Origin of the sequence: Egibacter rhizosphaerae (assembly GCF_004322855.1) — a bacterium.
GTDB classification, from domain to species: domain Bacteria; phylum Actinomycetota; class Nitriliruptoria; order Euzebyales; family Egibacteraceae; genus Egibacter; species Egibacter rhizosphaerae.
In genome coordinates this window covers 1,731,759-1,754,602 of sequence record NZ_CP036402.1, presented here as the reverse complement: position 1 = coordinate 1,754,602, position 22,844 = coordinate 1,731,759, and the positions used below count along the sequence as shown (strand labels likewise).

Genomic DNA, 22,844 nt, shown 5'->3' with positions numbered 1-22,844 from the left:
GGGTGAGCCTGAGGTCACCCCGGCCGCCGACAGGTGAACGAGCGGAACGAGCAGGAGGTGAGGGTGTCCCCCCGCGAGAACCGAGGGGAGTTGCCGGCCTGCGGCAACCAGGCGGGCGAACTGTGTCCGAACTGTTGGCAGACGGTCCTGCGCCCCGAGGGTGCGCACGGGCGATGCGACGCGTGCGGGTGGGTCGGCAAGTGCTGCGAGTAGTGCGGTGGGCCTCGGGCGCGTGGGCCGTCGGGAATCGGGGAAGAATCTTCACTCGGCGCGCAACCTCCGAGGGGGTTGATGCGTCGAACTGGGTGACGGCGCGATCCCGGTAGGCGCCTCGCAGGTGTCGTGGGGGGTGCCGCGAGGATTACCGGCGAGTTGTTCGTGGGGGACCGCTCGTCGGCGCCACCGGGGTCGTGCCGCACCCTCCTGTCGGTGCCGCACCTCCGCCTCGCGCGGGCCCGTTATCGCTCGTCGCCGGGGGCCTCGCCGGGCGGGCTCTCCCCCGGAGGCGCGTCGCTGGTGGAGTCGATCCCCCGTAGGCCCGCCGCCTGGCTCGGGTACTGCGCGCGCACGGCATCCCGGAACCGGGGATGAACGCCGCGCAGCACGACCTCCTCACCACGCAGCGCCGCCGTGGGCTCCCGGTCACGCCGCGCGAGCCAAACGACCAGGGCCGTCGCCAGGGCCGCCACGCCGAGCAGCGCGAAGGGCGCCCACTGGGTGAGCAGCCAGACGAAGAGCGCGAGCGCGCCCACGGCAGCGCCGAGCCGCGCCGCCTGGCGGAGCAGCGCGATCTCGTCGGAATGGTGTCGGGCCAGCGGCACCGAACCCTCGACGACGCGCAGCGTGAAGAAGAGCGCGATGAAGAACGGGATCAGCCCGAACGCGAGCAGCGGCCAGATCCACAGGGGCACGCGGGTCGCGCGGCTGGGCACCGTCGCCTCGGCGTCCACACCCGTACGGACGCACACCGGCGGCAAGGCGCCGCCAGTGAAATCGTCCCGCGGCACACGCACGGCCGTCATGACCCGACCGTACCCTACGAAGGGGGTGGGTAGACGCCGGGGGTGGGTAGACGCCGCCCCTGGCCGGGTTCCGGGACCGAACCTGCACGCGTGGCCATCGCTCGCGGGCCCCTCGACTGGCTGTCGACGGCGAGAGACGGCACGATGCACGCGACCGGGTCGGCGGAGATCGGTGCCCGGGCAGGATGCCCGAGCGCGTCGTCCCGATGGAGGGTCGTCCCGATGTTGTTGTTCGTGCCGCGGGAGCGCGCTGCGGGTGAGCGGCGGGTCGCGGTGAGCCCCGAGACGGTGACGGCGTTGTGCGAGGCCGGCATCGACGTGCGTGTCGAGCGCGGCGCGGGGGAGGGCGCGCGGTGGTCGGACGATGCGTTCGCGGCGGCCGGCGCCGAACTCGTGAGCGCTGAGGGGATCGCCGACGCGGATGTCGTCGCGCGCGTGTCGCCCCCGAGCCCCGACGAGGCCAGAGCACTGCCCGAGCGCGCGGTCCTGCTGGGATTCGTCGCGCCGCATCGCAACCGCGAGGCCGTCGGTCTGCTGGCCGAGCGGAAGATCACGACGCTGGCCTTGGAGCTGCTGCCGCGCGTCAGCCGAGCGCAGGCGATGGACGCACTGTCCAGTCAGGCCAACGTCGCCGGATATCGGGCCGTGATCGTCGCCGCGCACGAGATCGACAAGTACTTCCCGCTCTTCATGACCGCCGCCGGGACGATCCGTCCTGCGCAGGTGGTCGTGCTCGGTGCGGGCGTGGCGGGCCTGCAAGCCGTCGCGACCGCAAGGCGGCTCGGCGCGATCGTGCATGTCTCCGACATCCGTGAGGCCGCCAAGGAGGAGGTCGAGAGCCTCGGCGGGAAGTTCATCGAGGTGCCCGAGGCCAGCGACCTCTCCGCCGAGGGGGGCTATGCGGCGGAGGTGGGTGAGGACTTCCTGGCGCGTCAACGAGCGGTGCTGACCGAGCGGTTGCGCGAGGCCCACGCGGTCATCACCACGGCTCAGGTGCCCGGCCGCCCCGCGCCACGGCTGGTGACCGCCGAGATGGTCGAGGCCATGCCCGCGGGCAGCGTCCTGATCGACGTAGCTGCTGCCGACGGCGGCAACTGTGAGCTCACCGACCCCGCCGCCGAGGTGCACCGCGGTGAGGTGCGGATCATCCCCGGCCAGCACCTGCCCTCGGACATGGCCGGCGAGGCGAGCGCGCTGTTCGCGCGCAACATCCGCGCGCTGATGAAGCTGCTCGTCGACGACTCGGGCTCACTGGCGCTCGACCTCGACGACGAGGTGGTCTCCGGTGCCCTGCTCACGCACGACGGCGGCGTGGCGCACGCCCCCACCGCCGAGTTGCTCGCGGAAGGAGCCGCCTGATGGGGCCGCTGCTGGTCAGCATCTACGTGTTCGTGCTCGCCGCCTTCCTGGGGTTCGAGCTCATCACCAAGGTGCCTCCCACGTTGCACACCCCGCTGATGAGCGGTGCCAACGCGCTCAGCGGCATCACGGTCCTCGGGGCGCTCTCGCTGGTCACCGTCGCCGATCCCAGTGTCGGAGTGGTGCTCGGCACGCTGGCCCTCGTCCTCGCCACCATCAACGTGGTGGGAGGGTTCCTGGTGACCGACCGGATGCTGTCCCGGTTCGGCGGCGGGGGTGACCGGTGACCGGTGATCTGATCGCGCTCGCCGCCCTGGCGAGCATCGCGTTGTTCGTCGTCGGGCTGAAGCGCCTGTCGAAGATCCGCACCGCGCGGAGCGGGAACCTGCTGATCGCCAGCGGGATGTTGCTGGCGGTCGTCATCACGCTCGTCGAGCAGGGGTTGGTCGACTACCGGTGGATCGCGGGTGGTCTTGCCGTGGGGGCCGTGGTCGGGGTCCTGATCGTGGTGCGCGCCAAGGCGACCCAGATGCCCGAGATCGTCGCGCGGTTCAACGGGTTCGGCGGTGCTGCCTCGGCGCTGGTCGCTCTCGCGCTGTTCTGGCTGGAGGTCGTCGAGGCCGGCGCGGACGATCCCGCCGCGGTCGTTCTCGGGATGGCCAGCGCGATCACGGTCTCGCTGTCGATCCTCATCGGCGTCACGACGTTCACCGGCAGCATCCTGGCCGAGCTGAAGTTGCGCGGCACCGTGAAGGGGCAGCCTCGGATCCCCCTGCGCGGGATCCTGTTGACACTCCTCCTCGCGGGCGGTCTGGCGGCGGGGCTCGGCGGTCTCTTCGCCCTCGCCGATCCGCTGACGGCTTCGGCGCTCGTCGCCGGCCTCGTCGCCGCGAGCCTGGTGGCCGGTGTCGTGCTGGTCCTGCCCATCGGTGGGGCCGACATGCCGGTCGTGATCAGCCTGCTGAACTCGCTGTCGGGGCTGGCGGCCGCGGCGACCGGTTTCGCACTCGAGAACAACCTCCTGATCATCGCCGGCACGATGGTGGGGGCCGCCGGTCTCATCCTCACCCAGATCATGTGCCGGGCGATGAACCGATCGCTCGCGAACGTCATCGTCGGCGGCTACGGCGGGGACGCCACCGGCGGCGAAGGGGCCGAGGCGTACGAGTCCGTGGTCTCCAGCGACGCCGAGGAAGCGGCGATGGTCCTCGAGTCCGCGCAATCGGTGATCATCGTCCCGGGATACGGCATCGCGGCAGCGCGCGGACAGCACGCGGTCAAGGAGCTCGCCGCGGCACTGGGGCGTCGCGGGGTCGAGGTGCGGTTCGCCATCCACCCGGTGGCCGGGCGCATGCCCGGACACATGAACGTCGTGCTCGCCGAGGCCGAGGTGCCCTACGAGCAGCTCTTCGAGATGAGCGAGATCAACCAGGACTTCGCGCACACCGACGCGGTCATCGTCGTCGGCGCCAACGACGTCGTGAACCCGGCCGCGAACACGCAGCCGGGCAGCCCCATCGCCGGTATGCCGATCCTGGAAGTCGGCCGTGCGCGGCGCGTCTTCGTGATCAAGCGCTCGCTGGCCCCCGGATACGCGGGGATCAAGAACGATCTGTTCGAGGCCGACAACACGGTGATGCTCTTCGGCGATGCCAAGGGCGTGCTCGACTCCCTCACCGCCGAGGTCGCGGAGGGCGCCCCGGCCGGCTGAGCGCCGGCGATGGGGGTGCACCGACCGGCTGGCGGGATCCCGGTTATCCTTGGGGCCGCACCGGCGGTACGCGCCGACCGGGTAGGCCGGGAGGTGGAGCAGGAGGTGCGCTGCTGAGCGCCGAAGGCCCGGTCACGGTCGTCGAGCTGTTGCGCCACGCCAAGGCTGTCGGCCGGCGCTCCTGGACCGACCACGACGAGTCGCGGCCGCTGGACGCCGGAGGGCGGGGGCAGGCCAAGTGGCTCTCCGATCGGCTGGCGAGCGGCGGGTCGGGTGACCCCTCACCCCTCTCGGGGGTGCGCACGAGCCCGCTGACGCGCTGCGTCGAGACCGTCGAGCTGCTCGGTCAGCTCACGGACGCGCCGGTCGTGACGGACCGAAGGCTCGCCGATCGACGGATCGCTCCGCCGGTCGACCGCGGCTCGGCCTGGGTCGGATCCGCGTGGCTCGGCGGGCGCGCCCTCGCGGCGGTCGACGAACTCGTCCGCTCGCACGCTCGTGGACGCGTCGTCGTGTGCTCGCACGGTGACGTGCTCGCCACGCTGCTCGCGGTGCTCGTCGGCCGCGACGGCGTCGCGGTCGCCGATGCGCGCGTCCGCAAGGGCGCTTGGGTCACGCTCACGTTCGCCGCGGGCATCTGCGTCGAGGCGGTCGCTCACGAACCCGCGCCGAAGGGCTGAGCGCACCGACGCTCGATCGCCTGGGGTGCTCGCGAGCGCCGCTACGCGGGCACGCGCGGTCCTCGACGAGCGTCGCCGGGCGCGTTCGCATTCTCCGACCCGTCACCCGGCGGCAGGTCCCGTTCGCCGATCACGCCGGGCCGCAACGGCACCGCGGCGATGGTGCCGATCGCGGCGGCGCAGAGCAGCAGGAAGGCGCCGAGCCGCCCCACCGAGCCTTCGGCGAGCCAGACCAGGGGGGCCCCGGCCCAGGGGACGCGTCGGTCGACCACCCCGGTGACCCGGTCCGCGTTGATCTCGGCGACCGGTGACCGGTGCCGGTCGGCGATCATGCGCAGCGCCTCCCCCTCCCGCACGACGCGGTGCACGTGGGCGGCACCCCGGTCGTCGACCCATCGCACCACGATGCCCTCCGAGATCGCTCCCGCCGGCTGCACGAGGGCGACGTCACCCCGTTCCAGGGCGCCGGTCATGGCGTCGTCCGTGACGACGTGCGCTTCCGCGCCGTCCAGCCACGTGAACGCCCCCACGGTGAGGGCGGCGACCGCGAGGGAGACGAGGAACATCGCGGCGAGCCCGCGAAGCAACAGCGCCGGCACGGGCGGGCCGTCCTCGCGTCGGCGTGGCCACGGCCGCCTGCGCGGCGTCGCCGGTGCGGCCTGCCCGTTGTGCGCGTTCTGCTCGCCCCTTCGGCCGTTCCCGCCGGGACGGGCGGGCCGGTCGGGGGGGTCGAGTTCCTCGGGTCCGTCGGAGGGCGGAGGGTCGGTCATCTGCGTCGCCGCCTGGTCGCCACGGGGTCCTTGCTCCCCTCGGCCGGACGATACCCGGTCGGTGTGCCAGCGGCGCGGATCCGGGACCGGGCGCTGTGAACGGGGCGCATGCGCCCGGTGAGCTGCGCTGTGAACGGGGCGGATGCGCCCGGTGAGTCGGCGCGGTTGACTGTGCGCATGCAGCTCATACCACGGATTCGCGTTGGCGCCTCCGAGCTACCCGCCACCCCGCTCGGCATCGGGCTCGCAGCGGTGGGCCGCCCCGCGTACCTGACCATCGGACACGCGGAGGACCTCGGGCAGGCGCGTGGCGTGGCCGACCTGGAGCGGCGCAGTCACGAGGTCCTTGACGCAGCTCTCGAGGCGGGGCTGCGCTACGTCGACGCCGCACGCTCGTACGGTCGAGCCGAGGCGTTCCTCGCGAGCTGGCTCGATCGCCGTGGGGCCGACGCGGACGGGGTCACCATCGCGTCCAAGTGGGGATACGCCTACACCGGTGGTTGGCGGATGGACGCGTCGACCCACGAGGTGAAGGACCACTCGGCCGCTGCGTTGCGCCGGCAAATCGGCGAGACGCGGGCGGTGCTGGGCGACCGACTCGACGTCTACCAGATCCACTCGGCGACGCTCGATACCGGTGTGCTCAGCGACCCGGAGGTCCTCGATCTGCTCGCCGACCTGGCGGCGGAGGGCGTGCGGGTCGGGTTCACGACGAGCGGTCCGCAGCAGGCCGACGTCGTGCGGGCGGCGCTCGCGGCGCTGGACCGCTGCCCGTTCGCGGTGGTGCAGGCCACCTGGAATCCGCTCGAGCCATCCGCCGCTCCGGCGCTGGCGGAGGCACACGACGCGGGCCTCGTCGTCGTGGTGAAGGAGGCGCTGGCCAACGGGCGGCTCGCCCCCGGCGGGGACGCGGCGACCGGGTTGCTGTCGTGCGCCGGGGCAGGGGCGGAACCCCCGACGGCCGATGCGCTCGCGCTCGCGCTCGCACTGGCGCAGCCGTGGAGCGACATCGTGCTGTCCGGAGCGGCCACGCCGGGCCAAGTGGCGGCGAACGCGCGCGCGGTCGGACTCGCTTCGGCGGTGTCCACCGGTGCCGTCACCGAGCTCGCCGAGGACCCCTCGGCCTACTGGGGACAGCGGAAGGCGCTGCCCTGGAGGTAGGCCGCGGCATTCCGTGCAAGGTACTGCCGCCCCGTCGGCCTTGTGGGCGAGCCGAGTGGCGTCACCGGATCCACTGCGCGATCCTAGGGCGCCGTCGACGTCCTCGGCGGGTCCCGCCATCGACCCCCAAGTCGCAAGAGCCCCACGCTGATGCCCTCATGAGCCCGATCCCGCCGACGCCGCACCACGCCCCTGCGCGCCGGGAGGCCGGCGCATGATCCTCGTGGGCGTCCTTGCGGCCACCTTCCTCGCCGCCGCGATCGCGAAGCCGCTCGCCACGGCCATGGGTCGCGACGCCGGATGGCTGCTGGCGGGCGTCCTGGCGGTCTTCACCGTGCTGGTCGCGACCGAGGTGCCGGGTGTGGTCGCCGGCGAGCCTGTGACGGGGGAACTCGCCTGGATCCCCTCCGCCGACCTCACCCTCGCGCTGCGCATGGACGGCCTCGGGCTGCTGTTCAGCCTGATCGTGCTCGGCATCGGTGCCCTGGTGCTCGCGTACAGCGCGCGGTACTTCGGCACGGACCGGGCGAAGGCGGGGCGCTTCCTCGCGCTGCTGACCTTCTTCGCCGCCTCGATGCTCGGGCTCGTCCTCGCCGACGATCTCATCGCGCTGTTCGTGTTCTGGGAGTTCACCAGCGTCTCGAGCTTCTTCCTGATCGGCGGCAAGGGCGAGGGCGCGCAGGGCGCGACGCGAGCGTTCCTCGTCACCGCGGTCGGCGGGCTCGCGCTGCTCGCCGGGTTCGTGCTCCTCGGACTGGCCGCCGACACGTTCGTGCTGTCCGAGATCCTTCGGAGCCCCGAGGCGGTGCTCGCGGCGCCGACCATGCCGGCCATCGTGGTGCTCATCCTGCTCGGCGCGTTCACCAAGAGCGCGCAGTTCCCCTTCCACTTCTGGCTGCCTGGGGCGATGGTCGCCCCCACCCCCGTCAGCACGTACCTGCACGCCGCCACGATGGTCAAGGCCGGCATCTACCTGCTCTTCCGGCTGACCCCGGTGTTCGGCGGGGAGCCCGTCTGGCAGGTGCCGCTCGTCCTGTTCGGCCTCGGGACCGCGCTGCTCGGCGCGGTCGTCGCGACCAAGGCGAACGACCTCAAGCGCCTGCTGGCGTACGGCACGGTCAGCCAGCTCGGCTTCCTGACCGGATTGATCGGCATCGGCACACCGCTCGCGCTCGGGGCAGCCGGGGTGCACCTGTTCGCCCACGCGCTGTACAAGGCCACGCTCTTCATGAGCGTCGGGATCGTCGACCACGAGACGGGGACGCGCGACCTGCGCGAGCTCGGCGGGCTCAGGGCCGACATGCCGCGCACGGCGCTCGCCGGCGGGCTGGCCGCGGTCTCGATGGCCGGGCTGCCCCCACTGCTCGGGTTCGTGTCGAAGGAGGAGGCCTTCGCCGCGTTCGTCGAGTCCCCCGGTGCCGCGTGGCTCGCGCCGACCTCGGCCACGCTGGCGGTCGCGGCGAGCGTCTTCACGTTCGCCTACAGCGCCCGCTACTACTGGCGCACGTTCGAGGGGCCGTTGCGTACGCACGCGCACGCGCCACCGCTGTCGTTCGAGGCCGCCCCGCTGCTCCTCGGCGTGGCCGGCCTCGCGCTGGGCCTCGTCGTCCCGCTGCTCAGCCCGTACGCCAACGTCGTGGGGCTCGACACCACCGGGGAGAGCCCCGAGTTCGGCCTCTCACTGTGGCACGGCCTCACCCTGCCGCTCCTGATGTCGGCCATCGTCGTCGGTGGCGGCATCGCGTTGTTCCTGACGCGGGAGCGCGTCGAGCGGCTCCAGGGCCGGGTCCGCCTGCCGATCGACGGCGAGGGGACGTTCGACCGGCTCTACGATCAGTCGATCGCGCTCGGCAAGCGCATCGGCGCCCCGGCCGCGTCCTCGTCGATCGCGGTGCACGTGGCGCCGGTCCTCGTGGTCCTCGCGGTGGGCGGCACCGCGGTCGCCCTGGCCGCGGATCTCACCACCGCCCAGCCGCCAGCTCCCCACGAGCCCCTGGACTGGGGAATCGTGGCGTTGCTCGTGCTCTCGATCGCGGGCATGGCGCAGGCCAAGAGCCGCGTCGGCGCCGTCGCGATGCTCGGCTTGACAGGGTTCCTGATCGCCGCCTGGTTCGTGCAGATCGGCGCACCCGACCTGGCGCTGACGCAGCTGCTCGTGGAGACCCTGACCGTGGCGCTGGTGGTGCTCGTGTTCCGCCGGTTGCCTCCGGACTTCCTGCGGGTCCGCCGCCCCCGGGTCGCCGGCGCGGGTGTCATCGCGGCGGTGGTCGGCGCGCTGGCGTTCGCGGGGACCTATCTGCTGACCGGACGGCGCGGGGAGTCCGATCCCGCCGCCTACTACCTCGCTGAGGCCGAGGAGGTGACCGGCGGCAGCAACGTCGTCAACACGATCCTCGTGGACTTCCGCGCCCTCGACACCTTGGGCGAGGTGGGCGTGCTCGCGATCGCGGCGGCCGGCATGTACGCGCTGGTCCGCCTCGTCCCGGACGGCCGCGCTCGCGCACAGCCTGGTGAGGAGCCGCGGGACGTCGATCCGTACTCCGGTGCGGCACCGGGCGACGACGGGGATGCGGACGAGGGCGAGGAGGTGACGCGGTGAGCACCGTGATCCTGCGCACCGGGCAGCGGGTGCTCGTCCCGTTGATGGTCGCCTTCAGCCTCTACCTGCTTCTGCGCGGGCACAACGAGGTGGGGGGAGGCTTCATCGGGGGTCTCGCCGCCGGCGCCGCTGTCGTCCTCGAGTACCTGACCCTCGGCACCCGGGGCGTGCTCCGGTACCGGTTCCTGCGCTTCGTCCCGCTGTGCGGATGGGGGCTCGCGCTCGCGACCGTCTACGGAATCGGTGGTCTCGTGCTCGGCCAGAGCTTCCTGCAGAGCGCCAAGTTCGAGTTGGGACAGTTCGAGTTGGCCGCCTCACTGGTGTTCGACGTGGGCGTCTGGCTGATCGTGGTCGGGATGGTGGTCGCCATCATGACCTACCTCGGCGAGCCGCGTGACGACGATCGGGTGACACCGGGACTGCCGACGTGGGTCCCCGATCCCGACACGGGGTCGGAGAGCCCCCGGGAGGGCCGCCGATGACCGCGGCGCTGATCGTGGGGCTCTGCGCCGCGGGGGGGACGTACCTCATCCTGCAGCGAGGCCTCGTCCGGGTCGTGCTCGGGTTCGTGCTGCTCGGTCACGCCGGCACCACCGCACTGGTCGCCAGCGGCGGTGTCGCTCGCCGCGCGGTGCCATTCATCGGGGAGAACGGGGCCCAAGCCGACCCGCTGCCGCAAGCCTTCGCGCTCACGGCGATCGTCATCGCGTTCGGGATCACCGCCTTCCTGCTCGCCCTGGCCTATCGGAGTGCGGACGTCCTCGGCGACGACGACATCGAACACGGTGAGGCGGAGTCGGTCCCCGGGAGCGACGAGGCGGGTGGCTCGTGAACAGCCTGCTGACGCTGCCCGTCGCGTTGCCGCTGCTGGCGAGCGCGCTGAGCCTCGTCGCCCGCCATCGCCGCCGGGTCCAGCGGGTGCTGACGATGGTGACGGTCGCGGCCGTCCTGGGGCTCTCGGTGGTCTTCGTCGCGGTGACCCGCGACGGCGACGTCCTCGGTCACCAGGTGGGGGGCTGGGAGGTGGGGATCGCCATTCCCTTCGTCGCGGACGGGTTCGCGGCGCTGCTGCTGGCGATCGCGTCGTTCATGACGCTCGCGAGCGTGCTGTTCTCGATCGCCAGCGGCGAGGACCGCCACCCGCTGTTCCATCCCATGGTGCTGGCGCTGGTCGCGGGGGTGTACGGCTCGTTCCTCACCGCCGACCTGTTCAACCTGTTCGTGATGTTCGAGGTGATGCTCATCGCCTCGTACGTCCTGCTGACTCTGCGCGGGGCCGCGGCGCAGGTGCGGGCGGGCGCCTTGTACGTCGGGGTGAACCTGCTCGCGTCGACGGTGTTCCTCGTCGGCATCGCGCTGGTCTACGGCACCGTCGGCAGCGTCAACTTCGGGGTCCTGGCCGGCGCCGGGCGGGAACCGCTGGCCGCCGCAGCCACCGGGGTGGTCGCCCTCGCGGTGTGTGTGAAGGCCTCGATCGTCCCCCTGCACACGTGGCTGCCGCGGAGCTACGTCGAGGCGTCGCCGGCGGTGACCGCGTTGTTCAGCGGGCTGCTGACCAAAGCCGGTGTCTACGTCCTCTACCGGCTCTACGCGGTGGTCTTCGACGGCGATCCCATGTATGCCGGGGCGCTGCTCGCGATCGCAGGCCTCACGATGGTCGTGGGGGTGCTCGGCGCGGTCGGCAAGGGCGACATGCGCGGCATCCTCGCGTTCCACATGGTCAGCCAGGTCGGCTATCTCGTCCTGCCGCTGGGCCTCTGGACCGTCGCCGGCGTGACGGCCGGGATCTTCTACTTCATCCAGTACATCGCGGTGAAGGGATCCCTGTTCCTCGCGGCCGGGGCGGTCGAGGCGATCTACGGCACGGGCACCCTCGCGCGGTTGGGGGGCATCGTGCGTGCGCGTCCGCTGCTCGCGACCGGGTTCATCCTGTCCGCGCTGGCGCTCGCCGGCCTGCCGCCGACCAGCGGGTTCGTCGGCAAGTACCTGCTGGTGCGCGCCGCATTCGACGACGGAGCGCTGCTCGCCGGTGCCGTCGCCGTGATCGTCTCGTTCTTCACGCTCATGTCGATGATCAAGATCTGGAACGGGGTCTTCTGGGGTGAGCCCGCGTCGGAGCACGAACCCATGAAGATGGCCGAGGGCATGCCGGTGCCCGCCGGGGGGGCCGGAAGCGCCGCCGGCCATGGCGACGCCGCGGGCCACGGGGACGCGACCGGCCACGGGGACGCGACCGGCCACGGGGATCGTGTCCGGCGTGGTGTCGGGATCGTGGCGCCGTGCGTGGTCATCGGCACGGCGACCCTGTTGCTCGGGATCGGGGCGCAGCCGCTGCTCACGGTCGTCGAGTCGGCGTCCGAGGCCCTGCTCGACCCTTCGGCCTACCTCGACGCGCTCAGGACGGAGGGCTGAGCGATGGCGATCGTCGCGATCCTCGCCCGCCTGCCCCAGGTCGTGGCGTACGTGCTGTTCTTCATCTGGGAGCTCATCCTGGCCAACGCCCGGGTGGCCTGGGAGGTCTTGACCCCCCGCTATTCGATGGCCGCCGGGATCGTGCGTGTGGAGACGGCCTGCGAGACCGACACCGAGATCATGCTGCTCGCGAACTCGATCTCGATGACCCCGGGCACCTTGTCCATCGAGGTGGAGGAGGACCGCAACGTGCTGTACGTGCACACCCTCTACGCCGACCCGCTGGACGACTTCCTCGAACAGGTGTGGCGCATGGAACGGCGGCTGCTAGCCGCCACTCGTGGCCCATCGAGCCCAGCGCGTCCCCCGGAGGGCAGGGTGGCGAGGAGAACGCCGGGTGACCGAGGGGAGGCCACGTGACCGGGATCGATGTCGCACTCGCGGGGCTCGGTGTCGCGTTCCTGCTCGGCCTCATCCGAACGGCGATCGGCCCCACCGTCGCCGATCGGGCCGTCGGCGCCGACGTGTGCTTGTTCACGCTGGTTGCGGTGTTCGGCCTCATGGGTGTGCGGTCGGGCAGCGAGATGTTCCTCGACGTCGTGCTCGTCGCGACCCTGCTCGGATTCCTCGCCACGGTCGCCCTCGCTCGTCTGGTCGGCAAGCGGGGTGACCAGTGAGCATCGTCGGCTCTGCCCTCATCGGGCTCGGGGTGGTGCTCGTCCTGCTCGCCGGCGTGGGCGTCCTGCGCTTCCCGGACCTGCTCACCCGCGTGAACGCGTCCACCAAGGCGGTCGGCCTCGGCGTCGCGCTGGTCCTCGCGGGGGTCGCCTTCCTGGAACCGGGAGTGTCCGCGACGGTGAAGATGGTCGTCGCGATCTTCCTGCAGTTCGCGACCGCGCCGCTGGCTGGCCACGTGCTCGGGCGAGCTGCCTACCACTCGGGCACGCCGCTCTGGGAGGGCACGGTGCACGACGACCTGGCGCCGCACTCACCCCATCGGGATCGTTCCTAGGCGGTCCCCCGCCCCCTGGACCCCCACGGCGGGCGCCGGGTGCACGCTCGAGCTGATTGGTTCTCTGTTCGTGGGTTTACGGACTGCTCCACCGTGGTGGAACGGCGTGCTCGAACTGGCGATCGCTCACCCGCCCGAGCAGAAGCCGCGGCGCATCGAGGTCGGTCAGGGATCGGGCCGCGACGTGGTCGACGTGAACTAGCCACCGGCCGGCGCGAACCCGGTCACTCACGAGGCCCCGGCACTCGGCCGGGGCCTCGCGCGTGCGACCGCCGAAGGACGAACCAGCGCACCACCGACCCGGTACCCTCAGCGACGTGACCGATGACGGCGCCTGGGAACAGCAGACCGTCCGCGCGCGGCGCGGGTCGCGCCGCGGTGCGCTGGTGGCCCTCGGCCTCGTGGCTGCCGGTGCACTCTGGGTGTGGGCAGGCAGCACCCCCTTCGGGGAGTCCGGGGTCCGTTCGCCCGAGCCGGTCGAGCGCACGCCCGTCGAGCCGGCCGGCGAGTGGCGCGAACTGCCCGACGGGCCGGTCGGGCCCCGCACCGGTGCCACCGCCGCGGTGCTGGACGGTGACGGAGGAACGGGGGAGGCCGTGATCTGGGGCGGGACCGCCGCCCCCAGCGCACCGCTCGGTGCCGCCCTCGACGCGGACGCGGGGCGGTGGCGCGAGCTGCCCGAGGCGCCGCTGGAGCCCCGCGTCCATCACGCGGCGGTCTGGACCGGCGAGGAGTTCCTCGTATGGGGTGGACGCGCGCGTCACGGACCCGGGGGCGCCGGTGGCCGGGAACTCGGGGACGGTGCCGCCTACGATCCGATCGACGACGCCTGGCGGCCGCTGCCACGGGCGCCGATTCCTGGTCGGGTCCACCACCGCATGGTGTGGACCGGCTCGGAGGCGATCGTGTGGGGCGGGCGCGGTGAGGGGTTCCGGGCCGATGGGGCGGCGTACGACCCGGCCCGGGACGCGTGGCGCACGATCCGCGACGCGCCCATCGAGGCGCGCGCACGGCACGCCGCGGTCGCGGGTGACGGCGAACTCCTCGTCTGGGGCGGGGAGGGGGAGGGCGGCCAGCGCTTCGCCGGCGGCGCCCGCTACTTCCCCCGACTCGACACCTGGTCCGTGACGCCCCCGGCCGACACGGGCCGTGCGGACGCCACGGCGGTCTGGAACGCCGGCGCGTCCGCAGCTGCCGGCGGCTCCGAGACGTCCGACACCTCCGCTGGATCCCCGGTCGGGGGCCAGATGATCGTCTGGGGCGGGGTGCCGATCGGCGACGAGCCGGATCCGCTGCGTGCCTACGACCCCATGCGGGCCAGCTGGCACCGGCTCACGGCACCGCCGCTGGCCCCGCGCTCGGACCACGCTGCCACCTGGACCGACGACGCCCTGTTCATTTGGGGTGGGCGCACCTCGCGGCCGCTCGAGGACGGCGCGGTCTGGGATCATGCGCAGGGATTCTGGCGGCCGTTGCCGCCTCCACCCCTCGGCGGCCGCGTGGGCGCGAACGCCGTCTGGACGGGCGAGGAGGTCCTGGTGCTGGGCGGGTTCGGAGGGGAGCGGCCCGGAAGGTCGATGGCGTGGCGGCCCGATTGAGTCGGGGACCCGCGACGGATCCCGTTGCGCCGCGCGATACTGGACGGATGCCTGGCCTGACCCACCGGATCTGGATGGACCGCGCCCTCGAGGAAGCACGGGCGGCCGAACGCGACGGCGACGTGCCGGTCGGCGCGCTCGTGGTGCGCGACGGCGAGAAGCTGGCCAGCGGCCGCAACCGTCGCGAGGTCGATGCCGACCCCACCGCGCATGCCGAGCTGGTCGCCATCCGGCGCGCGGCTCGGGCGCTGGGCCAGTGGCGCCTCGACGACTGCTGGCTCTACGTGACCCTCGAGCCCTGCGTGATGTGCGCCGGAGCGCTGGTGAACGCCCGCTTGCCCGCGCTCGTGTTTGGTGCGCACGATCCCAAGGCCGGCGCCGTCGGGTCGCTCTACGACGTGTGCCGGGACGAACGCCTCAACCACCAGGTGGCCGTGACCGGTGGAGTGCGCGCGGACGAGGCCGGCGAGATGCTGCAGCGCTTCTTCCGTGCCCGGCGCGCGCGGTCGCGGCGTAACCACCGGATTGCTAGCCTCGGGCCCGCGGGTGGAGTCGCATAGTCAGGCCTAGTGCGCCCGCCTCGAAAGCGGGTAGGGCGAAAGCCCTCGTGGGTTCGAATCCCACCTCCACCACCGGTGGCACGTCTGGACACGTGCCTTCTGTCGTGCTGAATGGGACGTGAACGAGCGCTCATCCCGACCATGGCCGATCACAGTCTTCCACCCGGCTCCTGGGCCTCGTCCGAGGCCTCCCGCGCGGTGATGCTGGGGAACCGAGGACGAGACACCAGCCCTGAGCTCGCACTGCGCCGAGCCTTGCACCGTCTCGGCTACCGCTACCGCGTCGACCATCCTCCGATTCCCGAGCTGCGGCGGCGCGCCGACCTCGTGTTCACCCGACGCCGCGTCGCCGTGTTCGTCGACGGCTGCTACTGGCACGGGTGCCCCCAGCACTACGGCGAGCCGTCCACCAACGCCGAGTACTGGCGCTCGAAGATCGCTCGCAACCGAGAGCGCGACGCCGACACCGACGCGCGGCTGCGCCAGGCCGGCTGGACGCCGGTGCGCATCTGGGAGCACGAGTCCGTCGACGACGCCGTTGTCAAAGTCGCCTGCGCCCTCGACGCCCCCGGCTGAGCTGATCGTCCGCTAGCCTCGTCCCCGGGCGTCGGCGAGGCGGGAGGGCCAGGTTGGTCGAGTGGGATCGCAGCGCGCCCATCGCCGGCCGCTCGTACGCCAACGCCTACCGCTCCCGCGGCAAGGACGACCTCGCCGTGTGGCTGCGCGACGCCGCGGAGGCCTCAGGTGGGACCGTCCTCTCGGAGAGCGGAGCCGGGGTCTCGCCGATGCACCTGGGCATCCGTCTGCCAGGCGACGAGCGGCTCGGCGCGATGGTCTATGCGTTCCGCTCCAAGAGCCTCGGCACCGGCGGGAGACCCGAGGACGAGTACGAGATCCAGGTCCGGCTCATGTCCGAGAGCGCCTGGGAGGACTGGGAGCATCCGGTGGGCTTCGACCCCGCCGGGGTCGACGCCACGGCGGTGATTGGGATACAGCTCGACGCGGGCATCGGCGTCGCGCTTGACCCGCGCCTGTACGACCCACTGCCGATGGGCAACTCGGTGCAGGTGCGCCACCACGACATCGCCGTGGCCCAAGAGGGCGGCTGGCACGTCTGGGAGCGCGGCAACGCGCCCGGCACAAGACGGGAGGCCCGCTCGGCGCAGGGTTTCGAGACCTGCATCGCCTTCCGGTCCGAGCGCCTGGTCGACCTGCTCCGCTTCGAGCGCGACGCCCGCGAACTCGAGCTGGACCAGGCGCTCCGGCATCAGGCCGCGGTCCGAGCCGGCCAGCGACCATCCGAGGGGCTCCGCCACAGCCTCGAGGACGAGTGGGGCCTCAACGCCCACGAGATCCTCGACCTGATCGCCGATCGGCGGCGCCTCGGTACGGCGGTCAAGGGCGGCGTCGCTGAGCTGCATCTCGAGCGGCATCTGCGCGAGCACCTGCCCGAGGCGCGAGTCATCCCCCTCGACAAGGACGCCCAGCCCGACTTCGAGGTCGTCGTCGACGGCGAGTCACTCCGCGTCGAGTGTAAGAACGTGCTCTCCACCCGCACCGACCCCGCGACCGGCGCCCCGCTCGTCGAGCTCTGGAAGACGCGTGGCAGCGTCCCCGGGCGGCTGTATGACACCGACGCGTTCGATGTCGTCGCCGCATGCCTGTACCCGCAGACCCACGCCTGGGAGTTCCGCTTCAAGCGGACCGCCGACATGCCGCGCTACCCGGACTACCCCGACAAGCTCCACAACTTCCACACCGTCGACGAGACCTGGCAGCCGACGCTGCCCGGGACCTGACCCCCCGCGGACATCCGATCGGGTCCAAGCTCTCATGCCGCCGCCGGCAGCCCGATGTCCACAGCCACCGGGCCCCGCTTGCCGAGTCTGGTCACATCCACGTGGCATGCTGCGGGCATGATCGACACCACTACTGCACGCCGACGCGTGGCGATCTCGCTGTTCTCGGGCGCCGGCGGCCTTGACCTTGGCATAGAGCAAGCCGGCTACGCCGTCGCCGCCGCTGTCGAGCCCGATGACGACGCCGCCGACACACTCGAGAAGAACTTCCATGGCCTCGCCGCCCCGGTCATCCGCGAGGACATCCTCCACCTCCCTACCGAGCGGATCCTCGGCGCCGCCGGCCTTGTCGCTGGCGAGCGACCGGACCTGCTCGTCGGTGGCCCTCCGTGCACGCCCTTCTCCAAGTCCGGCTTCTGGCTCGACTGGAAGCGCGCCGGTCACGACCCCGACGCGAGCCTCCTGCAGGAGTACACGCGGGTGCTCGCTCAGGCGCAGCCGTGCGCGTTCGTTCTCGAGAACGTCTACGCGCTCACCTACGACAATCGGGCGAGCCGCCCAGCCTTCAGGCGGCTGCTCCGCGAGATCGACGCTGCCGGCTACGACTACCGCTGGAAGGTCCTCAACGCCGCCGACTACGGTGTCGCTCAGTCTCGGCCACGCCTGTTCATCGTCGGCGTGCCCAAGGACGAGCCGTGCCCCGAGCTGCCCGCCCCCACGCACGGTGGCAAGTGGGAGCGCCGCGACACCGGCAACCTCGCGCGACCGCACGTCACCGCCGGCCAAGCGCTCGAGGGCCTGGCCACCGAGCCCGAGGCTGGCGAGGAGGTGCGCGGCAAGTGGGGCCACCTGCTGCCCCAGATCCCCCCGGGAGAGAACTACCTCCACCTCACCGCCGAGCGCGGCCACCCCGAGCCAGTCTTCGAGTGGCGCAGCCGCTACTGGTCGTTCCTGCTCAAGCTCTCCCCCGACAAGCCGTCGCCCACCATCCAGGCTCAGCCCGGACCGAACGTCGGCCCCTTCCACTGGGAGAACCGCCGCTTGCGCGTCCCCGAGCTCAAGCGCCTATTCGGCTACCCCGACGACTTCGACCTGGCCGGCAATCGTGCCTCGGTCCAGTCCCAGCTCGGCAACAGCGTTCCGCCGCCGCTCGCCGCCGCGGTCGCTCGGGAGGTCGTGACGGCGTCGGAGCAGCGCGATCACTGACAAAGCTTCTGCGATCGCAGTTCCGGCTACTGGTCGGCGCCGGCGCGCCAGGCGAGCGAGACAACGCGCCGTTGTTGGGGCGGCGGGTGAGCCTCGAGGAGGGCACCGATCTGCTCGGCACGGTCCGCGGTGAGGCACAGGTGACGTCGCAGGAACGTCGTCGCGTCGTCGCCCGGGCGGTCGGCGCGCTGGGGCTGCTCCCACCGGTCGATGCGTGGCTGGCGCCCGTGCGCGCGGACGAGCGCGATGAGGTGCTCGCTCGTGGGGCCCTCCGGGCGCTCCAGGCCGTGCAGCGCTCGCCAGAACGGCGCCGTCCAGCTGAGCGGATGCGTGACCGTCGCCTCGAGGAGCACGGCGCGGCGCGCGTGGGCGGTCAACGCGGCGAGGAAGGCGTCGATGTCGGGCACGTTGTAGGCCACGTGGGTGCAGACGACGACGTCGGCGATCGGAACGCGCCCGGCCACGTCTGGCCAGCGGCCGCCCACCGTCTCCGCTCGTAGCTGCTCCCGGCGAGCGCGGTCGGCGAAGGCGTCGAGCAATGCCTCGGACTCGTCGACACCGATGAGGGCGCCCGCGCGCCCGGCGAGGGGCAGGCTGGCCGCTCCCGCTCCGCACCCCACGTCAAGCACGGTGCCACCCGCCGGCAACAGGGCGTGTGCACGCTGGGACGTGGGGGTGCTCGGGCCGTCGCGCCGGGCTTCGTCGGCCCTGGACGCGAATCGCTCCACGCTGAAGCCGTGCGGGGACCGTGGAGCGGCGGCGAGGATCTCGTCGGGGATCGCCCACGCGTCGAGCTCGTCGGCCCAGCGCTGTGCCAATTCCGACACCGTCGGTGGCGTGTCGGCGTGCCGGGTCATGGGGACGACGGTCGGAGTAGATGAGAATGTCTTGACAAAGTTGGCGTCCTCTGCCTACCTTCCGCACGTGACTGTCCTGGACTCCGTGGAGGGGGTGGGCGTGCCAGCCGCCGCGGTTCTCGTCGCCGAAGGCACGCTCGGATTCGAGAACCGCCCGCAGCCCGCGCTGTTGCGCGCCGACGACGTGCTGGTCGAGGTGGAGGCGTGCGGAGTCTGCGGCACGGACCTCCACATCCTCAGCGATCCGCCAGCCCATCCGGCCACGGTGGGGATCGTACTCGGTCACGAGATCGTCGGGCGCGTGCACGAGGTCGGCGCCGCGGTGGACCGACCGGCGCACGGCGAGCGGGTCGCGATCGACCCGATCCTCGCCTGCGGGATGTGTGCCCTGTGCCGCCGTGGTCACCCCAACCTCTGCGAGGACCTCGACGCGCTCGGGGTGTTCCGCGACGGCGGCCTCACCCGGTTCGTCCGTGTGCCGGCCCCCAACTGTCATCCCATCGGCGAGGAGGTGCCGACCGCCCTGGCCGCCCTCTCCGAGCCTCTCGCCACGGTCATGAACGGGCTGGAGAAGGTCCGGGCCGTGCCGAACGAGGTCGCCGTGGTCCTCGGCGCGGGTCCGGTGGGCCTCATGTGGACCGCCCTACTGGCGGCAGCCAGTGCGGTGGTCGTGATCGTCGAGCCCCGGGCGCCGCGCCGCGAGATCGCACTCGAGGTGGGGGCCGCAGCGGTGATCGACCCGAACGCGGCCGAGCCGACCGGCGAGCTGTCCGCGCGCACGGGCGGGCTCGGGGCGGACCTCGCGATCGACGCGACCGGAGCGGCCTTCTCCGAAGCCGTGCGGATGGTCCGGCCAGCTGGGCGCATCGTGCTGTTCGGCATGAACAGCGGGGCGCGGCCGCAGGTTCCCCAGATCGACATCACCGAGCGCGAACTCTCGGTGATCGGGTCCTTCGTCGGCAAGGGACGCTTTCCGAGCGCGATCCGCGCCCTCGAGCACGGTACGCCGGACCTGGCGCCGATCATCAGCGGTACGTGGTCTCTGTCCGAGCTGCCTGCGGCCCTCGAGGAACTCCGGAACGGTGACGCCGTCAAGGCGATCATCACCCCCGACGACGCGGACGGAAGGATCTCCGGGTGACCGAGCGAACGATCCTGGTGGCGAACGCGCCGGTGAGCTACGGCGCATTCGAGCTGACCGTGGGCCGAGAGGGCACGAACGTCCCGGGTCCGGAGGAGGTGGTGGCGTCCGTGGCCGAGAGCGGCTACGACGGCATCGATCTCGGCCCCCCGGGCTACCTCGGTGACCCGGGGGAGCTGCGTGATCGGCTCGCGCGCCACGGGCTCCTGCTCGCCGGCGCGTTCGTGCCGATGCGGTTCTCCGAGCAGCCCGGATACGAGGACGACCTCGGGGGGCTCGGGGACGCGATCGGTCGCCTGCGTGACGCGGCGGACCACGGCCTCGCGCGCGATCCGAAGGTGACGCTGGCCGACGCCGGCGATCCGACCCGCCAGGCTCATCCCGGAGAAGGGGGAACGTCCCGCGCGCCCGGGCTCACCCGCGACACGTGGCAGGCAGCCGGAGCACGCCTCGACGATGCCGTCGATCGGTGCGCCGCCGCGGGGCTCGCCAGCACGTTCCACCACCATGCGGGCACCTATGTCGAGACCGCCGACGAGATCGACGCCTTGCTCGACGCCTCACGCGTCTCGTTGTGCTTCGACAGCGGTCATCTCGCCATGGCCGGCGCCGACGTCGTCGTCGGGTTCGACCGCTGGCGCGAGCGCATCAACCATCTCCAGCTCAAGGATGTGCGCGAGGACCGGCTACGCGCCGCTCTCGACGAGGGCGGCGGGATGTACGAGGTGTGGAGCCGGGACATCTTCTGCGAGCTGGGCCAGGGCAGCCTCGACCTCGACACGCTGTGCGAGCGGATCAGGGCCGGCGGCTTCGAAGGCTGGCTCATGGTCGAACAGGACCGTATCCACGGCCCCGAGGAGACGATCGCCGACGCGAGCGAGGCCCAGGGGCGCAACCGGCGGTTCCTGCGGGAGCGCGGCTTCTAGGGCGCACCACGCGCGTCGCGCCTCGTGCTTGGTGCCTCGGCTCTCGCTTCCCCGAGTGTCCGAACCCCGGGTCCGGGTCGCGGGAGGCGGGTGCGAAGGGCGGGCCCGGTCAGCGACGTTGCGCCCAGAGCCTGGCGATCGCGCGGTAGTTGTCGGCGATCGCGTTCACGAGAGCTTCGTCGTCGAGTCGGCCGCCGAACCAGTCGCTGGCGGGGCCGGCGAAGATCGAGCGTCCGACCGCGAAGCCCTTGCAGAGCGGTTCCCGGGCCGCGGCGGCGAAGCTCGCGGCGAGCTGATCGGTCGCGGCGCTCTGGCCGAGCACGAGCAGGCCGTGGCAGTGCGGGTCCCCACGTCGCACGACCTCGCCGCTCGCGTACCACTGCTCGGCGTCCTCGACGGGCGGCAGCTTCCACCACTCGGGGCGGACACCGATGCGGTAGAAACGCTCGAGCGTCCGCGGGAGGTCGTCGCCCTCGTACCTGCGGCCGGACGGCGTCTGGAGCTCGAGCATCAACGCGCGATCGAGGTCCATGCACGCCTCGGCGAGCCGCAGCACGCGGCTCTCCTGCGTGTGCCACAAGGCGGGGTCGTCGTCGGGGTGGCAGTAGACCATGCACTTGACGACCTGTTCGGCGGGCCAACGGCGCAGCGTCGCGGTCACGTCGTCGCCTCCGGCCAGGGCGACCGGGCGGCTGCCCGCCAGCTCGACGGCGCGCGCGACCCAGTAGCCCTGCCCGGTCACGGCCTCGAGGGGTTCCCGCCCGTACACGTCGTCGAGGAGGATGCCCGGCGTGCCCTCGAGGTCGGCGGCAACGCGTGTGAACGCCTCGGCCAGCAGCCCCTTCAGCCGGGCGACGCTCGTGCGGGGCGCCCCCAGGTCCTCGGCGAGCTCCTCGAGCTGCCACCGGTGGTCGACGGCGAGCACCTGCAGGTCGTCCACCGCGGGGCGCGTCGTGGCCTTGTGCAGGTGCGCGAGCCAACCGTCCTCACGCGGCCGCTCGAGGGTCCGTGCCTGGGGCAGGAAGTAGTCCAGCTCCGCCGTGGTCGGCATCGCCGGGGAGCACCCGTGCCGCGAGACCACGAGCGCCCCGGCGGCGTTGCCCCGCTCGATGCACCGCGCCGGCGCGTCGCCGTCGAGCCAGGCCCGCAGGAACCCGCTCATGAACGCGTCGCCCGCACCGACCGAATTGAAGACCTCCACGGGGAAGCCCGCGACGTGCTCGCCCTCCGAGATCGCCCCCGCGTAGGCGGTGGCCCCCGCGGCGCCGTGCTTGATCACGAGGAGCGCGCTGGTCTGCTCGCGCACCGCCCGCAGCGCCGCCTCCGTGTCGTCGGCGTCCACCACCGACCGGAACTCCTCCTCGGTGCCCACGACGAGCTCGCAGGAGGGCAGCACGCTCTCGTAGGCGCGCACCACGTCCGCATCGGTGCCGGTCATCTGCCCACCCTGCGCGGTGTCGGCCACGCCCCAGAGCACGGGACGGTAGTCGAGATCGAGGGCGACGGGGGTGCCGTGCTCGCGGGCACGCTTGACCGCGGCCTGCATCGCCGAGCGCATGGCCGGCTCGATCAGCGCGGAGCCGCCGAGCAGGAACGCACGGGCACGCTCGATCGGGGCGGCGTCGACGTCCTCCTGGCGGACGCCGAGGTCCGCGGGCTCGGGGTAGTAGAAGATCCGGGGGAAGTCGTCACTGGGGCGCACCGCGAGCAGCACCATCGGCGTGAGGCGTTGGGGATCGGTCGTGACCCACCGCGTGTCGATGCCCTCGGCGGTGAAGCGCTCGCGCACGAGTCGTCCCAGCTGCTCGTCGCCGACCCGCGTAAGCACCGCGACGTCGAGGCCCTGCCGGGCGGCCCCCACCGCGATGTTGGCAGCGCTGCCGCCGACGTAGGTGCGGAAGGACTGAACGGCTTCGAGCGGGGCCCCCTCCTGCTCCGCGTACAGGTCGACGCACACCCGCCCGACGCTGATCAGGTCGGGCTCGGGGGCGGCGCTCGTTTCGGGGCTCGCGGTGCTCAAGGGGGCTCCTT

23 protein-coding genes and 1 tRNA gene are annotated in these 22,844 nt (G+C 72.3%); 20 read left to right on the top strand and 4 right to left on the bottom strand.

Going from position 1 to position 22,844, the window contains the following annotated elements; all coding sequences use genetic code 11:
- Positions 1-458: 458 nt before the first annotated feature.
- The gene (locus tag ER308_RS21475; protein WP_165491909.1) at positions 459-1,022 is read right to left on the bottom strand and encodes a hypothetical protein; all 564 of its coding nucleotides are present in this window, start codon (positions 1,020-1,022) and stop codon (positions 459-461) included.
- 222 nt (positions 1,023-1,244) lie between these two features.
- Between ER308_RS21475 and ER308_RS08135 the strand changes: the two genes are divergently transcribed.
- From ER308_RS08135 to ER308_RS21470, 4 genes are all read left to right on the top strand, one after another.
- Positions 1,245-2,381 (top strand): Re/Si-specific NAD(P)(+) transhydrogenase subunit alpha, encoded by a 1,137-nt coding sequence (locus tag ER308_RS08135; protein WP_131154518.1) that lies wholly within the window; start codon positions 1,245-1,247, stop codon positions 2,379-2,381.
- Positions 2,378-2,668, top strand: coding sequence for an NAD(P) transhydrogenase subunit alpha part 2 (locus ER308_RS08130; RefSeq protein ID WP_131154517.1), 291 nt, complete (start codon positions 2,378-2,380; stop codon positions 2,666-2,668). Before ER308_RS08135 ends, ER308_RS08130 begins: the two co-directional genes overlap by 4 nt.
- The gene (locus tag ER308_RS08125) at positions 2,665-4,092 is read left to right on the top strand and encodes an NAD(P)(+) transhydrogenase (Re/Si-specific) subunit beta (RefSeq protein WP_131154516.1); all 1,428 of its coding nucleotides are present in this window, start codon (positions 2,665-2,667) and stop codon (positions 4,090-4,092) included. Before ER308_RS08130 ends, ER308_RS08125 begins: the two co-directional genes overlap by 4 nt.
- Positions 4,093-4,241: 149 nt before the next feature.
- Positions 4,242-4,772, top strand: a complete 531-nt coding sequence (locus ER308_RS21470) for a phosphoglycerate mutase family protein (protein ID WP_165491908.1) — start codon at positions 4,242-4,244, stop codon at positions 4,770-4,772.
- A 41-nt stretch (positions 4,773-4,813) separates the two neighbouring features.
- Here ER308_RS21470 and ER308_RS08110 read toward each other — a convergent pair whose 3' ends face one another.
- Positions 4,814-5,542, bottom strand: a complete 729-nt coding sequence (locus ER308_RS08110) for a S24/S26 family peptidase (protein ID WP_131154514.1) — start codon at positions 5,540-5,542, stop codon at positions 4,814-4,816.
- Positions 5,543-5,728: 186 nt separating this feature from the next.
- Between ER308_RS08110 and ER308_RS08105 the strand changes: the two genes are divergently transcribed.
- The 14 genes from ER308_RS08105 (at position 5,729) to ER308_RS08040 (ending at position 17,889) form a co-directional block, all read left to right on the top strand.
- Entirely contained in the window at positions 5,729-6,703 is a 975-nt protein-coding gene (locus tag ER308_RS08105; RefSeq protein WP_420826247.1) for an aldo/keto reductase, read from the top strand.
- A gap of 214 nt (positions 6,704-6,917) precedes the next feature.
- Positions 6,918-9,302 carry a hydrogen gas-evolving membrane-bound hydrogenase subunit E gene (gene mbhE, locus ER308_RS08100; RefSeq protein WP_131154512.1) on the top strand — a complete coding sequence of 795 codons (2,385 nt, stop codon included), beginning with the start codon at positions 6,918-6,920 and terminating at the stop codon, positions 9,300-9,302.
- Entirely contained in the window at positions 9,299-9,784 is a 486-nt protein-coding gene (locus tag ER308_RS08095) for an MnhB domain-containing protein (protein WP_131154511.1), read from the top strand. The genes mbhE and ER308_RS08095 overlap by 4 nt, the downstream gene beginning before the upstream one ends.
- On the top strand, positions 9,781-10,134 hold the full coding sequence (locus tag ER308_RS08090) for a sodium:proton antiporter (protein WP_131154510.1): 354 nt from the start codon (positions 9,781-9,783) through the stop codon (positions 10,132-10,134). Before ER308_RS08095 ends, ER308_RS08090 begins: the two co-directional genes overlap by 4 nt.
- Positions 10,131-11,714 carry a monovalent cation/H+ antiporter subunit D family protein gene (locus ER308_RS08085; protein ID WP_131154509.1) on the top strand — a complete coding sequence of 528 codons (1,584 nt, stop codon included), beginning with the start codon at positions 10,131-10,133 and terminating at the stop codon, positions 11,712-11,714. Before ER308_RS08090 ends, ER308_RS08085 begins: the two co-directional genes overlap by 4 nt.
- 3 nt (positions 11,715-11,717) lie before the next feature.
- On the top strand, positions 11,718-12,134 hold the full coding sequence (locus tag ER308_RS08080; protein WP_131154508.1) for a Na+/H+ antiporter subunit E: 417 nt from the start codon (positions 11,718-11,720) through the stop codon (positions 12,132-12,134).
- Complete coding sequence (locus ER308_RS08075) at positions 12,131-12,391, top strand: MrpF/PhaF family protein (protein WP_131154507.1); 261 nt, start codon at positions 12,131-12,133, stop codon at positions 12,389-12,391. Before ER308_RS08080 ends, ER308_RS08075 begins: the two co-directional genes overlap by 4 nt.
- On the top strand, positions 12,388-12,726 hold the full coding sequence (gene mnhG, locus ER308_RS08070; protein ID WP_131154506.1) for a monovalent cation/H(+) antiporter subunit G: 339 nt from the start codon (positions 12,388-12,390) through the stop codon (positions 12,724-12,726). Before ER308_RS08075 ends, mnhG begins: the two co-directional genes overlap by 4 nt.
- Positions 12,727-13,043: 317 nt before the next feature.
- Positions 13,044-14,324, top strand: a complete 1,281-nt coding sequence (locus ER308_RS08065) for a Kelch repeat-containing protein (RefSeq protein ID WP_131154505.1) — start codon at positions 13,044-13,046, stop codon at positions 14,322-14,324.
- A gap of 47 nt (positions 14,325-14,371) precedes the next feature.
- Positions 14,372-14,884: a tRNA adenosine(34) deaminase TadA gene (tadA, locus tag ER308_RS08060; RefSeq protein ID WP_240732013.1), complete on the top strand. Its 513-nt coding sequence runs from the start codon at positions 14,372-14,374 to the stop codon at positions 14,882-14,884.
- A tRNA-Ser gene (locus tag ER308_RS08055) sits at positions 14,870-14,956 on the top strand. The genes tadA and ER308_RS08055 overlap by 15 nt, the downstream gene beginning before the upstream one ends.
- 69 nt (positions 14,957-15,025) lie before the next feature.
- Positions 15,026-15,460, top strand: coding sequence for a very short patch repair endonuclease (locus ER308_RS08050; protein ID WP_131154504.1), 435 nt, complete (start codon positions 15,026-15,028; stop codon positions 15,458-15,460).
- A 53-nt stretch (positions 15,461-15,513) separates the two neighbouring features.
- Positions 15,514-16,683: a hypothetical protein gene (locus tag ER308_RS08045; protein ID WP_205745962.1), complete on the top strand. Its 1,170-nt coding sequence runs from the start codon at positions 15,514-15,516 to the stop codon at positions 16,681-16,683.
- Between the two features lie 117 nt (positions 16,684-16,800).
- Complete coding sequence (locus ER308_RS08040; protein WP_131154503.1) at positions 16,801-17,889, top strand: DNA cytosine methyltransferase; 1,089 nt, start codon at positions 16,801-16,803, stop codon at positions 17,887-17,889.
- A 26-nt stretch (positions 17,890-17,915) separates the two neighbouring features.
- Here the strand turns inward: ER308_RS08040 and ER308_RS08035 are convergent, their stop codons facing one another.
- A complete protein-coding gene (locus tag ER308_RS08035; RefSeq protein WP_131154502.1) occupies positions 17,916-18,746 on the bottom strand; it encodes a class I SAM-dependent methyltransferase in 831 nt (276 codons plus the stop codon).
- 67 nt (positions 18,747-18,813) lie between these two features.
- Here ER308_RS08035 and ER308_RS08030 point away from each other — a divergent pair, with 67 nt between their 5' ends.
- Together ER308_RS08030 and ER308_RS08025 are read left to right on the top strand one after the other, a co-directional pair.
- Positions 18,814-19,887, top strand: coding sequence for a zinc-dependent alcohol dehydrogenase (locus ER308_RS08030; RefSeq protein ID WP_165491907.1), 1,074 nt, complete (start codon positions 18,814-18,816; stop codon positions 19,885-19,887).
- A complete protein-coding gene (locus tag ER308_RS08025) occupies positions 19,884-20,813 on the top strand; it encodes a sugar phosphate isomerase/epimerase family protein (RefSeq protein ID WP_131154500.1) in 930 nt (309 codons plus the stop codon). The genes ER308_RS08030 and ER308_RS08025 overlap by 4 nt, the downstream gene beginning before the upstream one ends.
- A gap of 109 nt (positions 20,814-20,922) precedes the next feature.
- Here ER308_RS08025 and iolC read toward each other — a convergent pair whose 3' ends face one another.
- Positions 20,923-22,833 carry a 5-dehydro-2-deoxygluconokinase gene (iolC, locus tag ER308_RS08020; RefSeq protein WP_165491906.1) on the bottom strand — a complete coding sequence of 637 codons (1,911 nt, stop codon included), beginning with the start codon at positions 22,831-22,833 and terminating at the stop codon, positions 20,923-20,925.
- Positions 22,834-22,844: the final 11 nt, after the last annotated feature.